We start from the raw sequence: 16,873 nt of genomic DNA, 5'->3' as shown, positions 1-16,873 counted from the left end.
TCAGACGCCGATGCGGAGGGTCGGCAGTCCCAGCGACACCGCGCGCGGCGCGCCGGCGTCGCCCGCCGGTGTCGGCACGCCGCAGGATTCCGCCTGCGAACGGTCCCACGCGTCACCGGAGCGGGTGCGGCGGATGCGCAGCGGCACGCCGTCCGGTGCGTCGGCGAGCAGGTGGAACGGCGCGGCGTGCGTCACGACGACCGAGACGACGTCGCCGGGCCGCGGGATCTCGGACCCCGTGGGCACCTCGAAGTGAACGAGGCGATTGTCTTCGGCGCGACCGGTGAGCCGGTGCGTCTCGGCATCCTTCTTGCCCTCGCCCATCGAGACCAGCACCTGCACCTCGCGACCGAGCTGCTTCTGGTTCTCTTCGAGCGAGATGCGCTCCTGTAGGGCGATCAGGCGCTCGTAGCGCTCCTGCACGATCTCTTTCGGCACCTGGTCGGGCATCGTGGCCGCCGGCGTGCCCTCGCGGATCGAGTACTGGAACGTGAACGCACTCGCGAAGCGCGCCTGTTCGACGACGCGCATCGTGTCTTCGAAGTCCTCATCGGTCTCGCCGGGGAAGCCGACGATGATGTCGGTCGAGATCGCAGCGTCGGGCATCTTGGCGCGCACCCGGTCGAGGATGCCGAGGAACCGCTCGCTGCGGTACGACCGGCGCATCGCCTTGAGGATGCGGTCGCTGCCGGACTGCAGCGGCATGTGCAGCTGCGGCATGACGGCCGCGGTCTCGGCCATCGCGTCGATGACGTCGTCGGTGAAGGCGGCCGGGTGCGGACTCGTGAAACGGATGCGCTCGAGGCCGTCGATCTCACCCGCCGCGCGCAGCAGCTTGCCGAAGGCCTGACGGTCGCCGAACTCGACGCCGTACGAGTTGACGTTCTGACCCAGGAGCGTTACCTCCATCGCGCCGTCGTCGACCAGCAGGCGGATCTCGTTCAGGATGTCGCCGGGGCGACGGTCCTTCTCCTTGCCGCGCAGGCTGGGCACGATGCAGAACGTGCACGTGTTGTTGCAGCCCACCGAGATCGACACCCAGCCGCTGTAGATGCTGTCGCGCTTCGTGGGCAGGGTCGACGGGAAGATCTCGAGCGACTCCAGGATCTCGAGCTCGGCCTCGCCGTTGTGGCGCGCGCGCTCGAGCAGGCTCGGCAGCGACCCCATGTTGTGCGTGCCGAAGACGACATCGACCCAGGGCGCCTTCTGCTGGACGACGTCCTTGTCCATCTGGGCCAGGCATCCGCCGACGGCGATCTGCATGCCGTCGTGCTTGTCCTTGCGCGACTTGAGGTGGCCGAGCGTGCCGTAGAGCTTGCCTGCGGCGTTGTCGCGCACGGCGCAGGTGTTGATGACAACGACGTCGGCCTCTTCGCCGGCTTCTGCGCGGACGTAGCCGGCGCTCTCGAGCGAACCGGAGAGGCGCTCGGAGTCGTGCACGTTCATCTGGCAGCCGAACGTGCGCACCTCGTAGGTGCGGGCACGGCCATCGACGTCGTTCGCGGCCGGCGACGGCGCGATGAGAGTCGGGGAAGCGGAAGGCGAAGACATGATGTCGCCATTCTACGAGCCGCGCGCAGGCAGGGAGTCTGGACGGATGCCGTGCCCGCCGCGTCGGCGAACGGCGGGCGACGTCGGACGGGTGCGCCGGCGCCCGCTCAGCGCTCTTCGAACCGCACGCGGCCGGCGGGACGCGTCGTCTCTTCCAGCGCCGTCCGCGCGGCGTTCAACGCCAGGGAGCCGCCGTATCCGCGCCGTGCGAGCTGTCCTGCCAGGCGACGCAGTGCGACGTCGCGTTCGAGCCCACGCAGCGATCCGGCCTTCGTCCGCGCGAACTCGAGTGCGCGCTCGGCGTCGTCGTCGGGAAGCTCCGCGAGCGCGGCGTCTGCCACGTCGCGAGGCACGCCTCGTTTGGCGAGGCTCTGGGCGACGACCTGGCGCCCCTGCCCCTTGCGGTCGACTCCGGCGTGCACGACCTGCTCGGCGAGGCGTGCGTCGTCGAGGTAGCCGCGCTCGAGGAAGGCGTCGAGGATCGCACCGACGGCGTCGCCGTCGAGGTCGTACTGGCCGAGGTACGTCTTCGCCTCGGACACCGACAGCTGCCTGCCGCGAAGCTTCTTCACGAGACCGCGCTCGGCAGTCGCCGCCGCGTCGGCGTCGCCATCCAATGGTTCGCGGGATCTGCTGTGACCACGCGAGCGCGTCCTGTCCGCACGCTCTGCGGCCAGGTCGATGGGAGGGGCATCCTCCCCCGCCGTCGGCGGGGCATCCTGGGGCTCGGCTCGCTCCTGGACACCCTCCGAGGTCGGATCGCTCCTCGCCGCAGCTGCCGCGCCGGGGAAGGGCGAATCGTCGACAGGCGTGTGAAGGCGATCCTCGAGCGCCTGCTGCACCTCGGCAGCGGTCTTCGGGAACGCACGTGCTCCCCCGCCGCCGAAGAGCGGGGTCACGGGTGCGAGTCCGTCGTCGGTCTCGACGTCGGACTCGTCCCCGCTGTCGACGAATCGGACCATCAGGCCGGCCGGCGCGCTGCGAGCTCGTCCTCGACCGAGCCCTCGACGGCACCCTTGGGGACGCCGATGCCGAGCTTCGTCTTGATCTTCGACTCGATCTCGGCCGCGACGTCCGCGTTCTTGATGAGGAAGTTGCGGGCATTCTCCTTGCCCTGGCCGAGCTGCTCGCCTTCGTAGGTGTACCAGGCGCCGGACTTCTTGACGATGCCGTGCTCCACACCGAAGTCGATGAGGCTGCCCTCGCGCGAGATGCCGACGCCGTACAGGATGTCGAACTCGGCCTGCTTGAACGGCGGCGCCATCTTGTTCTTGACCACCTTGACGCGCGTGCGGTTTCCGACCGCCTCGGTGCCGTCCTTCAGGGTCTCGATGCGACGGATGTCGAGACGCACCGATGCGTAGAACTTCAGCGCCTTGCCGCCCGCGGTGGTCTCGGGCGAGCCGAAGAACACGCCGATCTTCTCGCGCAGCTGGTTGATGAAGATCATCGTGGTGTTGGTCTGGTTGAGACCACCGGTGAGCTTGCGGAGCGCCTGCGACATGAGGCGCGCCTGCAGACCCACGTGCGAGTCGCCCATCTCACCCTCGATCTCGGCCTTGGGCACGAGCGCCGCGACCGAGTCGATCACGATGAGGTCGATGGCGCCGGAACGCACCAGCATGTCGGCGATCTCGAGCGCCTGCTCACCGGTGTCGGGCTGCGACACGAGCAGCGCGTCGATGTCGACGCCCAGCTTCTGCGCGTAGTCGGGGTCGAGGGCGTGCTCCGCGTCGATGAACGCGGCGATGCCTCCCGCGCGCTGTGCATTGGCGATCGCGTGCAGGGTGAGCGTCGTCTTACCCGACGACTCCGGGCCGTAGATCTCGATGATGCGGCCGCGCGGGAGCCCGCCGATGCCGAGGGCGACATCGAGGGCGATCGAGCCGGTGGGCACGACCTCGACGGGAGCGCGCTCGTCGCTGCCGAGGCGCATCACCGAGCCTTTCCCGAACTGCCGGTCGATCTGGGCGAGGGCCGATTCCAGGGCTTTCTCGCGGTCAACGGGTGATGGCATGACGTGCTCCTCTATGCTCGCGTTCCGTCGCCTGTAGGCTGTCGCGCTCCGGCCCGGTGGGACGGATGCTGCGACAAGGCGTGAGGTGTCGTTCGACGCTGTCCACGTTAGGGAGGGGCTCCGACATCCGTCTTCGCTTCTTCCGCGTCCGTGGAAAACACGCTCTCGACACCTGCTGTGCAGGAGCCTACGCCGTAATCGAACACTTGTTCGATGACACGCCGCAGAGCGGCCCGGCCGAGAAGGGGGCGGAGCGCGGGTCAGCGACGACGCGGCTCGAGGCGGCCGACGCCGTAGCGGCGTTCGGCGGGAACGTCGAGCTCGTCGCACAGAGCGAGCCAGACTTCGCGCGGGTCGACGCCCGCCGCGATCGCCTGCGCGGCGGTGCGTCCGCCGACCTTCGACAGGAAGAGATCGGTCACGACGACGCCGGCACGCGCGCCGAATTCGTCCGCGACCGCGCGGTCGAACTCACTGCGTCGCATGGCGATCGTCGGTTCCTGAGGTCGGTTGCAGGCGAGGAGGCCGGATCAGCGCAGGGAGAGCTCGGCGTCGACCGAGGCGACCAGGTCGTCGGGGACCACGTCGGGGAACGTCTGGATTCCCTCAAGCACCGAGATGCGATCGCCGACTTCGCGCATGATCGTCGAGATGGGGACGTCCAGAGCCTCGGCCACGGAGGCGAGGATCTCGCTCGAGGCCTCCTTCTGGCCGCGCTCGACCTCGCTCAGATAGCCCAGCGCGACACTCGCGCGACTGGCGACCTGGCGGAGGGTGCGCCCCTTCTGCTGGCGGAAATCACGAAGCACTTCACCGATTTCTTGACGTACCAGGATCATCAGGGCCCCTCCTCACTTCTGATTCCACCGTCTTCCGGGTGCCCAACAGTACAGCACCGGATGATGCCAATCTAATCCCGACAACTGGGCAATGGGTGGGAATCACCGAATGTAACCGAGACGAAACACCTTCTGTTCCCGAAGCCGGAGCGACGGATCCCGGATGCCTCAGACCACGGTGAGCGCGAGCTCGAGCACCCGGTGCACGGCCTGCGTGCGGATCTCGTCGCGCGATCCGGACAGTGCGAGGGACGATACGACGACCCTCTCGGGCGTCGCGACGGCGACGTGGACGGTGCCGACCGGCCGGCCGTCCTGCGGATCAGGACCGGCGACACCGGTGGTCGCGAGGCCGACGTCGGCGCGCAGAGCGCGTCGCACGCCCTGCGCCATCTGCGCGGCGACATCGGGATCCACCGGTCCCCGCTCGGCCAGCAGTGCGGCATCGACGCCGAGCTGACTGGCCTTGACGTCTGTGGCGTAGGCGACGATCCCTCCGCGCACGTGCGCGGAGGCGCCCGGCACATCGACGAGCGAGGCCGTGACGCGCCCGCCCGTCAGCGACTCGGCCGCCGCGATCGACCAGCCTCGTCCGGCCAGCCGACCCAGCAGCGCAGCAGCATGAGGAATTCCCGGTGGCGCCGCCTCGCGCCCGCTCGCCGGCCGGCCGGCTGCGGTGTCCGTCACGCACCGCTCCGCTTGGCGCGCGCGGCCCGCAGCTCGGTGACGATGTAGTCGATGCCGCTGGCGATCGTGAGGATCACCGCGATCGTCATGAGCACGCCGTTGACCCAGAAGATCCAGTCGCCGACGAGCGTCCACAGCGGAAGGAGCGCGAGCGACAGGGCGACGCCCTGGGCGAGAGTCTTGAGCTTGCCCATCCAGGCCGCCGCGAGCACGTGGTCGCTCACCACCATGAAGCGGTAGACCGTGATGCCGATCTCGCGGATCAGGACGACGATCGTGATCCACCACGGAAGCTCGCCGAGGATCGACAGTCCGATGAACGCGAATCCGGTGAGCACCTTGTCGGCGATGGGATCGAGGAGCTTGCCGAGATCGGTCACGATGTCGTGCTTGCGCGCGAGGTAGCCGTCGATCCCGTCGGACGCGATCGCCACGATGAACAGCGCACCGGCCCACCAGCGCAGCGCCCCGTCCGCTCCCCCGTCGGCGAGGAGCATCCACAGGAAGACCGGCGCGCACAGGATGCGCACGATCGTGATCGCGTTGGGCAGCTGCCGGGGGATCGCCATGGCCCGAGCCTATCGGCGCCCACGGCACGGGCGAGCCCACCCGAGTGCGGCCGATGGATCGCGGCCGCTCAGTCGCGGCCGGTGAGCCCCCACGCGTCCTCGGAGCCGTCTTCGCCCTCGACCACGGGGTAGCCGTCGTACTGGGAGCCCACGGCATCCGTTCCGTACCGATCGTCCGCGGGTGCAGCGGGAGGAGCGGCGGGCGCTGCCGGCGCCGCGGCGGGCACATCGTCGCCGCGCATGCGCGCGAGCACCGACGGCAGCTGCTCGACGGTCACGAGCACGTCGCGGGCCTTCGATCCCTCGGAGGGGCCGACGACCTCGCGCGATTCGAGGAGGTCCATGAGACGTCCGGCCTTCGCGAAGCCGACGCGCAGCTTGCGCTGGAGCATCGACGTCGACCCGAACTGGCTCGACACCACCAGCTCGGCGGCCGCCAGCAGGAGCTCGAGATCGTCGCCGATGTCGGCGTCGATCTCCTTCTTATCGGCCACGGCAGCCACGTCGGCGCGGTACTCGGGACGCGCCTGGTTCGTCACGTGCTTGACGACCGACTCGATCTCCTTCTCGCTCACCCACGCGCCCTGCACGCGGATCGCCTTCGAGGCGCCCATCGGCAGGAACAGGCCGTCTCCCTGGCCGATCAGGCGGTCGGCGCCGGGCTGGTCGAGGATCACGCGGGAGTCGGTGACGCTGGTCACCGCGAACGCGAGCCGCGAGGGCACGTTGGCCTTGATGAGCCCCGTGACGACGTCGACCGACGGTCGCTGCGTCGCGAGGACGAGATGGATGCCGCTGGCCCGGGCGAGCTGGGTGATGCGGACGATCGAGTCCTCGACGTCGCGCGGGGCCACCATCATCAGGTCGGCGAGCTCGTCGACCACCACGAGGAGGTACGGGTACGGCTTCAGCACGCGCTCGCTGCCCGGCGGAAGGGTGATCTCGCCGGCCACGACGGCCTTGTTGAAGTCGTCGATGTGGCGGAAGCCGAAGGAGGCGAGGTCGTCGTACCTCATGTCCATCTCCTTCACGACCCACTGCAGCGCCTCGGCGGCCTTCTTGGGGTTCGTGATGATGGGGGTGATGAGGTGCGGCACACCGGCGTACGACGTGAGCTCGACCCGCTTGGGGTCGATGAGCACCATGCGCACATCGGCGGGCTTGGCGCGCATCAGGAGGCTCGTGATCATCGAGTTGACGAAGCTCGACTTTCCGGAACCGGTCGAGCCGGCCACGAGGAGGTGCGGCATCTTGGCGAGGTTGGCCACCACGTAGCCGCCGCCGACGTCCTTGCCCACGCCGATCGTCATGGGATGCGTCTGGTTGGTGGCGGTGGTCGAGCGGAGCACGTCGCCGAGCGTCACGATCTCGCGGTCGATGTTCGGGATCTCGACGCCGATCGCGCTCTTGCCGGGGATCGGCGCGAGGATGCGCACCTCGTTCGAGGCGACCGCGTACGCGATGTTGTTGGTGAGGGCGGTGATGCGCTCGACCTTGACACCCGGGCCGAGTGCGATCTCGTACTGGGTCACTGTCGGCCCCCGCGAGAAGCCCGTCACCCGCGCATCGACCGAGAACTGGTCGAGCACACTGGTGATCGCGCGCACCGTGTCGTCGTTCGCCTGCGAGCGTGCCACGTGCGGCGAGCCCGCCGCCAGCGCGTTGACGGACGGCAGCCGGTAGGGCGCCGAGGGCGAGTCGACCGCGGTGCTCGAGCCGATGCCGTCGAGGCCGGGAAGGGTGCCGTCGTCCTCGATGACCTGGGCGTCGTCGCGCAGCGACGTGCGTGACGAGGTGGCCGCCTTGGCCGCCGACAGCACGGCGGGATCGATGACCTCGGTGAGCGCGTCCGCAGCCGGCGCGGGCGGCGGTGTGACAGGCGGCACGATGGCCTGCTCGAATCCGCCCTGCGCCGAGCCCGCCGGCAGCAGCTCGGTGAGGTCCTGGGATCCGAGCCCGCCCTCAGGGTCCTTCTCCCGGCCGGTCTTGTTGCGACGCCAGAACGGGATCGACGGATCGCCCTCGTCTTCCCGGGCGGCGTCGGCGGCGGCATCCGTCGCCTTCTCCTCCCGCGGCTCGGCGCCGAACATCCACGCGTACAGCTCGCCGAGACGGCGTCCGATGCGGTTCGGCGGCGTCTTGGTGATGATCAGGACGCTGAGGACTGCCAGGAGCGACAGGACGATGTACGCGCCGACGTCGGTCAGCACGATGGCGAGCGGCTCGCCCAGCATCCATCCGAACAGCCCGCCCGCCGCGCTCAGCGCAGGAAGGTATTCGCTCGGCTGAGGGCGACCCCCGGCGACATGGCAGAAACCGGCGATCGTGACCAGCAGCAGCCCGAAGCCGATGCCGACGCGGCCGTTGTCGTGCACCGACGAGGGATGCCGGAACATCCAGCCCGCGAGCATCAGCAGGAGCACCGGCAGCACGAAGGCCTCACGGCCGATGAGTGCGCCTACCGAGTAGGCGCTGATCGTCTTCGCGACCTCGCTGCCGATGAAGAACCACTCGTTGACGGCGCCGGCGACCGCCAGCAGCACCAGCAGGAACGGGAAGCCGTCGCGGCGCTGGTCCTTCTCGAGCGTCTCGGGGCCGAAAGCACGGAACAGGCCGCCGGTCGCGTGGGCGAGGCCGAGCCAGGCCCGCACGACGACGGGGGGCCGCTCAGGCTGATCGACGTAGCGCTTGGGCGCGGGGGCCGGCTTGGCGGCTGCGGGCTTGCGAGCCGTCGACGACGCGTTCGAACGCGCGCTCGTCGACGCGCTCGAAGACGCGCGCGAACCCTTGGTCGGGCTTGAGCTCCTGGCCATCCCTCCACGCTACGGCGGCGGCCCGACATTTCCGCGCAACCACGCCGCCCGGCCATCGACGCGCGGCGTCGTGGACGGCTGCCGAATCGCGCCGCGGGCGCCCCGCAGGGTCAGCGCAGCCGCTTCACCATCGTGTCGCGACCCGAGCCGCTCTGCGTCACGGCGAAGCCCTCGCTGCGGTACAGCGTCGACGCGAAATTGCCGCGCTCGACGCTCAGGCTGATGCGCGCGAAGCCCTGGGCGCCCGCGTGCTCGCACAGCCGCTGCAGCAGGGCCCGCCCGACGCCGTGGGCGCGAAAGATCGGGCGGACGCCGATGATCAGTTCCGGGACACCCGTTCCGACGTACCCGAACCCCGGATCGCTGCGGGGAAGCATCCGATACCACGCGGCGCCCACGGGCTCGCCGTTCAGATCCTCCGCCACGAAGCCGGCGTCGCCCGGGCGCATCCAGCCGGAGACGTAGCGCCGGTGATCCGCCCCGCTCATGACCTCGTGCCGCGGCCGTGCGCCGCCCTGCCGCCAGTTCGCCGCCTCGACGACCATGTCGCCTAGGAACACGCCGTCTGCCGACACGGCGGGACGGATGCGGAACGAAGAGGCCACGAGGGCGATGCTACGGCGCGCACGTTACGACGCGATAACGGGCGCTGACCGATCGACGCATCGCCTTCCGGCGCGCGCAGAGCGCAGCCCCGGAACACCCGGTCCTGAGCGAGGGGGCTACGCCTCGATCACGAGCGGCACGATCATCGGCCGGCGACGCAGCGACTGGTTCACCCAGCGGCCGATCGTACGGCGCACGATCTGCGACAGCGCGTGCGGATCGCGGACACCCGACTTGGCGGCCTCGGCGAGCGCGGCGGCGATCTTGGGCTTGACGTCCTCGAAGACGGCGTCGTCCTCGGCGAAGCCGCGGGCGTGCACCTCCGGTCCCGAGATCACGTTGCCGGTCGAGGCATCGACGACCACGATCACCGAGATGAAGCCCTCTTCGCCGAGGATCCGGCGATCCTTGAGGTCGGCATCCGTGATCTCGCCCACGGTCGATCCGTCCACGTAGACGAAGCCCAGGTCGAGCTGGCCGACCATGCGCGCGTCGCCGTCCTTGAGATCGATGACGGTGCCGTTCTCGGCGAGGAATGTGCGCTCGGGCGCGATCCCGGTGTCCTGCGCGAGGCGGGCGTTCGCCATCAGGTGGCGGTACTCGCCGTGCACCGGCAGCACGTTCTTCGGCTTCAGGATGTTGTAGCAGTACAGCAGCTCGCCGGCGGCTGCGTGGCCCGAGACGTGCACCTTGGCGTTGCCCTTGTGCACGACGGTCGCCCCGAGCTTGGTGAGCCCGTCGATGACGCGGTACACGGCGTTCTCGTTGCCCGGGATGAGGCTCGACGCGAGGATCACGGTGTCGCCGGGCCCGGGCTCGATCGCGTGGTCGAGGTTCGCCATGCGGCTGAGCACGGCCATCGGCTCTCCCTGCGAGCCGGTCGACATGTAGACGATCTGGTCCTCGGGGAGGTCACGCGCCTTCTTGTAGTCGATCAGCACACCCTCGGGCACGTGGAGGTAGCCGAGGTCTTCGGCGATGGTCATGTTGCGCAGCATGCTGCGGCCGAGGAGCGCCACGCGGCGGCCGTGGGCGGCCGCGGCGTCGAGCACCTGCTGGACGCGGTGCACGTGGCTCGAGAAGCTCGCCACGATCACCCGCCGCGGAGCCTTGCCGATGACCTGATCCAGCACGGGTCCGATCGAGCGCTCCAGAGGGGTGAACCCCGGCACGTCCGCGTTCGTGGAGTCGACGAGGAACAGATCCACGCCCTCCTCCCCCAGCCGCGCGAACGCCCGCAGGTCGGTGAGGCGCCCGTCGAGCGGAAGCTGGTCCATCTTGAAGTCGCCGGTCGCGAGCACGGTGCCCGCCGGTGTCCGGATGGCGACAGCCAGCGCGTCGGGGATCGAGTGGTTCACCGCGATGAACTCGAGCTCGAACGGGCCGAGGTTCTCTCGCTGGCCCTCGGCCACCGTGAGGCTGTACGGCCGGATGCGGTGCTCCTTGAGCTTCGCCTCGGTGAGCGCGAGGGTCAGGCCGGAGCCGACGATCGGGATGTCGCTCTTGAGCTTCAGCAGGTACGGCACCGCGCCGATGTGGTCCTCGTGGCCGTGGGTGAGCACGACGCCGACGATGTCGTCGAGGCGCCCCTTGATCGGTTCGAAGTCCGGCAGGATCAGGTCGACGCCGGGCTGGTGCTCCTCGGGGAACAGGACGCCGCAGTCCACGACCAGCAGCTTGCCGCCGTATTCGAAGACGGTCATGTTGCGGCCGACCTCGCCCAAGCCGCCGAGGGGGACGACCCGGAGGGTTCCGGCTGCGAGCTCGGGCGGGTCGTACGGGGTGGTGGGCATTGTGAAGCCTCCTCCGGATGCACGGCATCCGTTCATCAGCGTGCCATCGCCCGATCGGCGACGGCACGGTCGTCATCTCGTGGTGCCTGAGACCTTCGGCAGGGCACCGCCGGCGGCGGCGTTGCGGTCGGGGCGGAAGTTGGAGAAGTCCGCGCCGGGCACATCCGTGACGAGGGCGAGCTCGTCCTCGATCTTGGCGGCCTCCCACTCCTCGGGCCCCACGAGCGGCAGGCGCACGCGCGGGCTCCCGATGCGGCCGAGGCCGTGCAGGATGTACTTCGCCGAGACGGTGCCGGGAACATGCGTCATCACCGCGCGCACGAGCGGCTCCAGCTGCATGTGGGCTGCGGTCGCGGTCTTCAGGTCGCCGGCGTTCACGGCGTCGACGATCGCTCTATACGGTGCGGGCGCGATGTTCGCGGTCACGCCGATGAGCCCCGTGGCGCCGATCGAGAGGTGCGGCAGCACGTTGGCGTCGTCGCCGGAGAAGTACATGAGGTCGGTCTGGTTGAGCACGCGGCTCACCTCGCTGAAGTCGCCCTTGGCGTCTTTGATGGCGAGGATGTTCGGGTGCTTGGCGAGGCGCAGGATCGTCTCGTATCTGATCGGCACCCCGGTCCGGCCCGGGATGTCGTACAGGATCACCGGCAGATCGGTGGCGTCGGCGACGAGCCGGAAGTGCGTGAGGATGCCCGCCTGCGTGGGTTTGTTGTAGTACGGCGTGACGATCATGATGGCGTCGGCGCCGACCTTCTCGCTGGCCTTGTAGAGCTCGATCGCGTGCGCGGTCTCGTTCGACCCGCCGCCCGTGATGATCTTCGCCCGGCCGGCCGCGACATCCTTTCCGACCTCCACGAGGCGGATCTTCTCCGCGTCGGTGAGGGTCGACGTCTCACCGGTGGTGCCGGTGACGACGATGCCGTCGGCGCCCGCGGTGATGACGTCGTCGATGTGCTTCTCGACAGCGGGCCAGTCGACTTCGCCGTCGGCCGTCATGGGGGTGACGAGCGCGACGAGCACCTGTCCGAAAGGGTTGCCCGTATGCGTCATGACTTCAGATTATCCGGATGCCGCGCCCGCCGCGCGCGGCCGGTCCCGGCGTCTAACGCCCGCGCTCGCCGATGCGGGCCGCCAGCGAGGGCGGCGCGAAGCGTGCGAGGGCGACGAGCACCTTGTACCGGCGGGACGGGATCGACACCGCCCTGCCGCGGGCGGCGTCGCGCAGGGACTCCGCGACCACGTCCCGCGCGTCCAGCCACATCAGGTCGGACACCCCCTCCTCGCCCGGAGCGAGGCCGAGGCGCTCGTGGAAGCTCGTGTGCGTGTAGCCGGGGCACACTGCCGTCACCGTGACGCCCCGCGGCCCGTAGTGTCCGTTCGCCCAGCGGCTGAAGCTCACGAGCCAGCCCTTGCAGGCGCCGTACGTGGACCGCGGGATGAATGCCGCGACCGACGCGACGTTCACGATCCGTCCGTGGCCGCGAGCGAGCATCCCGCCCAGCGCGGCATGCGTCAGCCGCATCGGCACCTCGACGTGCAGGTGCAGGTGGCGGGCCTCGTCCTCGATGTCGTTCGCCTCGAATGCCAGCGGCAGCCCGAACCCGGCATTGTTCACGAGGACCTCGATGGGCCGCGTCTCGTCGGCGACGCGCGCCTCGACCTTCTCGCGCTGGCGGGCCTTCAGCAGGTCGGCGGCGAGGATCTCGACCTCCACGCCGTACGTCGAGCGCAGGCCCACCGCGAGGCGCTCGAGCGCCTGCCTGTCGCGGGCGACGAGCACCAGGTCTGCGCCCTTCGCCGCCAGCTGCCTCGCGTACTCCGCGCCGAGCCCCGAGCTCGCACCGGTGATGAGCGCCGTCTTCGCCATGCGCGCCAGCTTATTGGGGCGGGCGAGCGGCGCGCTCATGCTCCGGCACCAGCCGCAGGAAGCGGTAGCGGATGCCGGTGCGCGAGGTGTGCCACCCCTCGGCCGGGTCGACCGATGTCGTCCGCCAGCCGCGCCGATCCGGTGCGTGGGTGTCGCCAGGCACCTCGAGATCGAGCTCCGTGACCTCCAAGAGATCGGCGAGATCGATCGCCTCGCGGAACAGCCGCCCACCGCCGATCACCCAGATCCGCTCCGGTCGGCCTTCGGCGGCCACGGCGAGAGCGGCCTCGAGCGAGCCGGCCCGCTCGGCGCCGGTGTCAGCCCACTCCTCCTGGCGGGTGATGACGATGTTGCGCCGGCCCGGCAGCGGGCGGAATCGCGCCGGGAACGACTCCCACGTGCGGCGTCCCATGACGACCGGCGCACCGAGCGTGAGGGCCTTGAAGTGCGCCAGGTCCTCAGGGACGTGCCACGGCATGCCGCCTTGCGCGCCGATGACGCCGTCGTGCGCCTCGGCCCAGATGAGGCCGATCGAAGAGGTCATACCGCGACGGCGCCGCGGATCGCAGGGTGGTGCTGATAGTCCTCGAGCACGAAGTCGTCGTAGCGGTAGTCGAGGATCGAGGCGGGGGTGCGGGCGATGCGCAGCGTCGGGTACGGGTACGGCTCGCGGGTCAGCTGCTCGCGCACCTGCTCGAGGTGGTTGTCGTAGATGTGGCAGTCGCCGCCGGTCCAGACGAAGTCGCCGGGCTCGAGGCCCGCCTGCTGGGCCACCATGAGGGTCAGCAGCGCGTACGAGGCGATGTTGAAGGGAACACCGAGGAACAGGTCGGCGCTGCGCTGGTAGAGCTGACACGACAGCCTGCCGTCGGCCACATAGAACTGGAACAGCGCGTGGCAGGGTGCCAGAGCCATGTCGGGGATGTCGGCGGGATTCCATGCCGAGACGATCAGGCGCCGGGAGTCCGGGTTCGCACGGATCTGATCGAGCACGAGCGCGATCTGATCGATCTGCTCCCCGGACGGCGTCGGCCACGAACGCCACTGCACGCCGTAGACGGGGCCGAGCTCGCCCTCGGCATCCGCCCACTCGTCCCAGATGGTGACGCCGTTCTCCTGCAGCCAGGCCACATTCGACTCGCCGCGCAGGAACCACAGCAGTTCGTACGCGATCGACTTGAAGTGCACGCGCTTGGTGGTGATGAGGGGGAAGCCCTGGGAGAGGTCGAACCGGATCTGGCGTCCGAAGGCACTGATAGTGCCGGTGCCGGTGCGGTCGTCCTTGTGCGTGCCGTTCTCGAGCACGTCTCGCAGCAGGTCCTCGTACGGGGTCGGGATCGGCGTCGTCACGGCTGCCACGATACCCGCGGCCCGCGCCGCGCGGGTCGGGGCCGCGCCGCGACGGGCTCACGCGACGGTCGTGTTACTGCGGAGGCGACATATCGGTGCATTCGGCCCGTACGCAGGCGAAAGGGGTTAGCCTGATCTGCTGTGACCCTGGTCGGAGCCCTCATCGCCCTCGCCGCCCTCCTCGCGGCGACCGTGGCGATCGGCGTGTTCGTGAAGTGGCGTCAGCCTCGCGCACGTCACAACGTCGCACACGAGGTCATCGAGCCCGCCCGGCTAGGCGCAGACGGGCTCGGCGAAGTCGCGACGCTCCTGCAGTTCAGCACCGAGATGTGCGCGCGCTGCCCCGGTGTGCATCGGACACTCGCCGACATCGCGGACGGCCATCCGGGAGTGCGGCACCTCGACGTCGATCTGACGCACCGCCCCGACATCGCCAAGCACTTCCACGTGCTGCAGACGCCGACGACGCTCGTGCTCGACCGCGACGGGGTCGTGCAGACGCGCTTCGGCGGCGCCCCGAGCCGCGACGTGCTCGAACTGGAGCTCAACCGGCTGATCTCCGAGGACGCGAATGTCTGAGCGAGCGGATGCCGCCGCCGGACGGCGATCGCAGCGCGGCATCGACCCGCGCGGTCCGCGTTTCGTCGCGGGCATCACCGCGTTGCTGCTGCTGATCGACGTCTTCCTCGGGCTGACGGGACTGTCGACGGCGCAGCTCGGCGACACCCTCCCCTTCGGCTTCGTCGGGTCCGTCGACTTCGCCTTCGTCGCGGGACATCCTGCCTGGCTCATCACGTTCGCGTCTCCGGCGCAGCGATTCCTGGACCCGGCGTTCCTCCTCCTGCTCGTGATCGCCCTGCTGTTCCTCTGGGGAGTCCTCTCACCCCGCACTGCGCCCTGGGGCGCGCTGTACCGCACCGTCGTCGCGCCGCGCCTGGCGCCTCCGACGGAACTCGAGGACCCGCGCCCGCCGCGCTTCGCACAGGGCGTCGGTCTGTTCGTGTCGGTCATCGGGCTCGCGCTGCACCTGCTCGGCGTGCCGTGGGCTCTCACCATCGCCGCCGCGGCCGCCTTCGTCGCCGCCTTCCTCAACGCCGTCTTCGGACTGTGCCTGGGCTGCCAGCTGTATCTGCTGCTGCAGCGCGCCGGAATCGTCGGTCGCGCCCGCCCGGCCTCGGCCTGACGAGACGCCGTCGCGGCCGAACCGTCGCGGCACGGCATCCGTCGCGGTTAGGCTGACGCGAGACGCCCACCACGCGGGCGCCGAGCCAGCGAGGAGGCCCCACATGACCGTCACCAGCGAAGCCACCACCGCCTGGAAGGGCGCACTGTTCGACGGGTCCGGGGAGGTCAGCCTGGTGTCGTCGGGCCTGGGCACCTACCCCGTCAACTGGAAGGCGCGCAGCGAAGGCTCGACCTCGGTCACGACCCCCGAGGAGCTCATCGCCGCGGCACACTCGTCGTGCTTCAGCATGGCGCTCTCGCTCGCGCTCGCCGAGAACGGCACTCCCCCGGAATCGATCGACACCACCGCCTCGGTGACCTTCAAGCCGGGCACCGGCATCACCGGCAGCCACCTCAACGTCAACGCCGTGGTGCCGGGCCTCGAACCCGAGGACTTCGAGCGCATCGCGCAGAGCGCGAAGAGCGGATGCCCGGTGTCGCAGGCCCTCGCCGGGATCGAGATCACCCTCGAGGCGACGCTTGCCTGAAGGCCGTCCGCCCGCCGGGGGCGGTCGGCGGATCGTCGTCGCGGGGGCGTCAGGGCTCGTCGGCGGGGCGCTCGTCGAGAGCCTCCGCGCCGATGGATACACGGTGACGACGCTCGTGCGCCGGCCGCCCGAGACCGCCGACGAGGTCGAGTGGCTGACGACGGCCGAGCCGCTCGATCCCGCGGTGCTCGCGGGCGCGGACGCCGTCGTCGGGCTCAGCGGCGCGAGCATCGGGCGATTCCCCTGGACCGCGAAGTACAAGAACACGCTGCTCTGGTCGCGCATCGCACCGACTCGCGCCCTCGCCCGCGCGGTGCGGGAACTGGGAACGGACGCCCCTCACTTCGTGTCGGGGTCGGCCGTCGGCTACTACGGCTCCCGGCCGGGCGCGCGGCTCCCGGAAGACGCACCGCGCGGCGAGTCGTTCCTCGCCGACCTGTGCGGCGAATGGGAGGCCGCGGCGTTCGGCGCCGGGCCGGATGCCGGGGTTGCCGTCGTCCGCACCGCACCGATCGTGCACCCGCGCGGCGTGCTGAAACCTCTGCTGCTCCTCACCCGGCTCGGCGTCGCCGGGCCCATCGGCCGCGGCACGCAGGTGTGGCCGTGGATCTCGCTCGACGACGAGGTGCGCGCCATCCGCCACGTCATCGACGCCCGCCTCACCGGTCCGGTCAACCTCGCCGGCCCGACGCGCGCCACGGCCGACGATCTCGGATTCGCCCTCGCCGTGCGGATGAACCGCCCGTTCCTGCTGCGGGCACCGGTCTGGGGCATGAGACTCGTGCTCGGCCCCGACGCCACCGAGGCGCTCCTCACCTCGGACGCGCACGTCGTGCCCTCGGCGCTCCTGCAGTCGGGCTTCGAGTTCTCGCATCCGACCGTCGAGGACGCGGTCGCCGCCGCCGTGCCCGCCGCAGCCTGATCCCACACGCCGGCTCGCTGCGACCGGCCGACGGCGCCGATCAGCGGGGGCGGTCGGCGGTCTCGAGGCGGATCGCGGTCCGCACCGCCTCACGCGCACGCCGCCGGTCCCCGGCGGCGTGCGCGTGAGGCGGTGCGGACCGCGATC

Annotated in this window: 18 protein-coding genes; 4 read left to right on the top strand and 14 right to left on the bottom strand. The window is 70.1% G+C overall.

What is annotated here, in order from left to right; genetic code table 11:
• The 14 genes from miaB to ACI3KX_RS11545 form a co-directional block, all read right to left on the bottom strand.
• A complete protein-coding gene (gene miaB, locus ACI3KX_RS11610; RefSeq protein WP_404909872.1) occupies positions 1-1,551 on the bottom strand; it encodes a tRNA (N6-isopentenyl adenosine(37)-C2)-methylthiotransferase MiaB in 1,551 nt (516 codons plus the stop codon).
• Positions 1,552-1,658: 107 nt separating this feature from the next.
• Complete coding sequence (locus ACI3KX_RS11605) at positions 1,659-2,513, bottom strand: regulatory protein RecX (RefSeq protein ID WP_404909871.1); 855 nt, start codon at positions 2,511-2,513, stop codon at positions 1,659-1,661.
• The gene (gene recA / locus ACI3KX_RS11600) at positions 2,513-3,568 is read right to left on the bottom strand and encodes a recombinase RecA (RefSeq protein WP_363357688.1); all 1,056 of its coding nucleotides are present in this window, start codon (positions 3,566-3,568) and stop codon (positions 2,513-2,515) included. The genes ACI3KX_RS11605 and recA overlap by 1 nt, the downstream gene beginning before the upstream one ends.
• 260 nt (positions 3,569-3,828) lie before the next feature.
• On the bottom strand, positions 3,829-4,053 hold the full coding sequence (locus tag ACI3KX_RS11595; RefSeq protein ID WP_349427062.1) for a DUF3046 domain-containing protein: 225 nt from the start codon (positions 4,051-4,053) through the stop codon (positions 3,829-3,831).
• Positions 4,054-4,098: 45 nt separating this feature from the next.
• Positions 4,099-4,407, bottom strand: coding sequence for a helix-turn-helix transcriptional regulator (locus tag ACI3KX_RS11590; RefSeq protein WP_308869790.1), 309 nt, complete (start codon positions 4,405-4,407; stop codon positions 4,099-4,101).
• Between the two features lie 168 nt (positions 4,408-4,575).
• Positions 4,576-5,037: a CinA family protein gene (locus ACI3KX_RS11585; RefSeq protein WP_349429117.1), complete on the bottom strand. Its 462-nt coding sequence runs from the start codon at positions 5,035-5,037 to the stop codon at positions 4,576-4,578.
• 53 nt (positions 5,038-5,090) lie between these two features.
• Positions 5,091-5,663, bottom strand: a complete 573-nt coding sequence (pgsA, locus tag ACI3KX_RS11580) for a CDP-diacylglycerol--glycerol-3-phosphate 3-phosphatidyltransferase (protein ID WP_404909870.1) — start codon at positions 5,661-5,663, stop codon at positions 5,091-5,093.
• 68 nt (positions 5,664-5,731) lie between these two features.
• Positions 5,732-8,476 (bottom strand): DNA translocase FtsK 4TM domain-containing protein, encoded by a 2,745-nt coding sequence (locus tag ACI3KX_RS11575; RefSeq protein ID WP_404909869.1) that lies wholly within the window; start codon positions 8,474-8,476, stop codon positions 5,732-5,734.
• A gap of 110 nt (positions 8,477-8,586) precedes the next feature.
• Complete coding sequence (locus ACI3KX_RS11570) at positions 8,587-9,081, bottom strand: GNAT family N-acetyltransferase (protein WP_363357691.1); 495 nt, start codon at positions 9,079-9,081, stop codon at positions 8,587-8,589.
• 117 nt (positions 9,082-9,198) lie between these two features.
• Complete coding sequence (locus ACI3KX_RS11565) at positions 9,199-10,875, bottom strand: ribonuclease J (protein ID WP_349427058.1); 1,677 nt, start codon at positions 10,873-10,875, stop codon at positions 9,199-9,201.
• A gap of 72 nt (positions 10,876-10,947) precedes the next feature.
• Positions 10,948-11,925 (bottom strand): 4-hydroxy-tetrahydrodipicolinate synthase, encoded by a 978-nt coding sequence (gene dapA, locus ACI3KX_RS11560; RefSeq protein WP_363357693.1) that lies wholly within the window; start codon positions 11,923-11,925, stop codon positions 10,948-10,950.
• Between the two features lie 52 nt (positions 11,926-11,977).
• Entirely contained in the window at positions 11,978-12,742 is a 765-nt protein-coding gene (locus ACI3KX_RS11555) for an SDR family NAD(P)-dependent oxidoreductase (RefSeq protein WP_404909868.1), read from the bottom strand.
• Positions 12,743-12,752: 10 nt separating this feature from the next.
• On the bottom strand, positions 12,753-13,286 hold the full coding sequence (locus tag ACI3KX_RS11550) for a dihydrofolate reductase (RefSeq protein ID WP_363357694.1): 534 nt from the start codon (positions 13,284-13,286) through the stop codon (positions 12,753-12,755).
• Positions 13,283-14,092, bottom strand: a complete 810-nt coding sequence (locus ACI3KX_RS11545) for a thymidylate synthase (RefSeq protein WP_404909867.1) — start codon at positions 14,090-14,092, stop codon at positions 13,283-13,285. The genes ACI3KX_RS11550 and ACI3KX_RS11545 overlap by 4 nt, the downstream gene beginning before the upstream one ends.
• Positions 14,093-14,233: 141 nt before the next feature.
• On the opposite strand from ACI3KX_RS11545, the gene ACI3KX_RS11540 reads away from it, so the two are divergent.
• The 4 genes from ACI3KX_RS11540 to ACI3KX_RS11525 all read left to right on the top strand — a co-directional run bounded on the left by ACI3KX_RS11540 (position 14,234) and on the right by ACI3KX_RS11525 (position 16,726).
• Entirely contained in the window at positions 14,234-14,671 is a 438-nt protein-coding gene (locus tag ACI3KX_RS11540) for a thioredoxin family protein (protein ID WP_349427053.1), read from the top strand.
• Positions 14,664-15,275, top strand: a complete 612-nt coding sequence (locus ACI3KX_RS11535; protein WP_404909866.1) for a DUF4395 domain-containing protein — start codon at positions 14,664-14,666, stop codon at positions 15,273-15,275. Before ACI3KX_RS11540 ends, ACI3KX_RS11535 begins: the two co-directional genes overlap by 8 nt.
• Positions 15,276-15,378: 103 nt before the next feature.
• The gene (locus ACI3KX_RS11530) at positions 15,379-15,804 is read left to right on the top strand and encodes an OsmC family protein (RefSeq protein ID WP_363357697.1); all 426 of its coding nucleotides are present in this window, start codon (positions 15,379-15,381) and stop codon (positions 15,802-15,804) included.
• Positions 15,797-16,726 carry a TIGR01777 family oxidoreductase gene (locus ACI3KX_RS11525; protein WP_404909865.1) on the top strand — a complete coding sequence of 310 codons (930 nt, stop codon included), beginning with the start codon at positions 15,797-15,799 and terminating at the stop codon, positions 16,724-16,726. The genes ACI3KX_RS11530 and ACI3KX_RS11525 overlap by 8 nt, the downstream gene beginning before the upstream one ends.
• Positions 16,727-16,873 lie beyond the last annotated feature (147 nt).

Source organism: Microbacterium sp. ZW CA_36, from assembly GCF_044987475.1.
In the GTDB taxonomy this organism is placed as follows: domain Bacteria; phylum Actinomycetota; class Actinomycetes; order Actinomycetales; family Microbacteriaceae; genus Microbacterium.
Note: the sequence above shows the minus strand (reverse complement) of the source record. Positions and strands in the feature narration are given on the sequence as shown.

What these genes read in the sequence shown, in the direction of transcription:
- miaB (WP_404909872.1), bottom strand. Translation starts at nt 1,551, where the DNA reads ATGTCTTCGCCTTCCGCTTCCCCGACTCTCATCGCGCCGTCGCCGGCC.
- ACI3KX_RS11605 (WP_404909871.1), bottom strand. Translation starts at nt 2,513, where the DNA reads ATGGTCCGATTCGTCGACAGCGGGGACGAGTCCGACGTCGAGACCGAC.
- recA (WP_363357688.1), bottom strand. Translation starts at nt 3,568, where the DNA reads ATGCCATCACCCGTTGACCGCGAGAAAGCCCTGGAATCGGCCCTCGCC.
- ACI3KX_RS11595 (WP_349427062.1), bottom strand. Translation starts at nt 4,053, where the DNA reads ATGCGACGCAGTGAGTTCGACCGCGCGGTCGCGGACGAATTCGGCGCG.
- ACI3KX_RS11590 (WP_308869790.1), bottom strand. Translation starts at nt 4,407, where the DNA reads ATGATCCTGGTACGTCAAGAAATCGGTGAAGTGCTTCGTGATTTCCGC.
- pgsA (WP_404909870.1), bottom strand. Translation starts at nt 5,663, where the DNA reads ATGGCGATCCCCCGGCAGCTGCCCAACGCGATCACGATCGTGCGCATC.
- ACI3KX_RS11575 (WP_404909869.1), bottom strand. Translation starts at nt 8,476, where the DNA reads ATGGCCAGGAGCTCAAGCCCGACCAAGGGTTCGCGCGCGTCTTCGAGC.
- ACI3KX_RS11565 (WP_349427058.1), bottom strand. Translation starts at nt 10,875, where the DNA reads ATGCCCACCACCCCGTACGACCCGCCCGAGCTCGCAGCCGGAACCCTC.
- dapA (WP_363357693.1), bottom strand. Translation starts at nt 11,925, where the DNA reads ATGACGCATACGGGCAACCCTTTCGGACAGGTGCTCGTCGCGCTCGTC.
- ACI3KX_RS11555 (WP_404909868.1), bottom strand. Translation starts at nt 12,742, where the DNA reads ATGGCGAAGACGGCGCTCATCACCGGTGCGAGCTCGGGGCTCGGCGCG.
- ACI3KX_RS11550 (WP_363357694.1), bottom strand. Translation starts at nt 13,286, where the DNA reads ATGACCTCTTCGATCGGCCTCATCTGGGCCGAGGCGCACGACGGCGTC.
- ACI3KX_RS11535 (WP_404909866.1), top strand. Translation starts at nt 14,664, where the DNA reads ATGTCTGAGCGAGCGGATGCCGCCGCCGGACGGCGATCGCAGCGCGGC.
- ACI3KX_RS11530 (WP_363357697.1), top strand. Translation starts at nt 15,379, where the DNA reads ATGACCGTCACCAGCGAAGCCACCACCGCCTGGAAGGGCGCACTGTTC.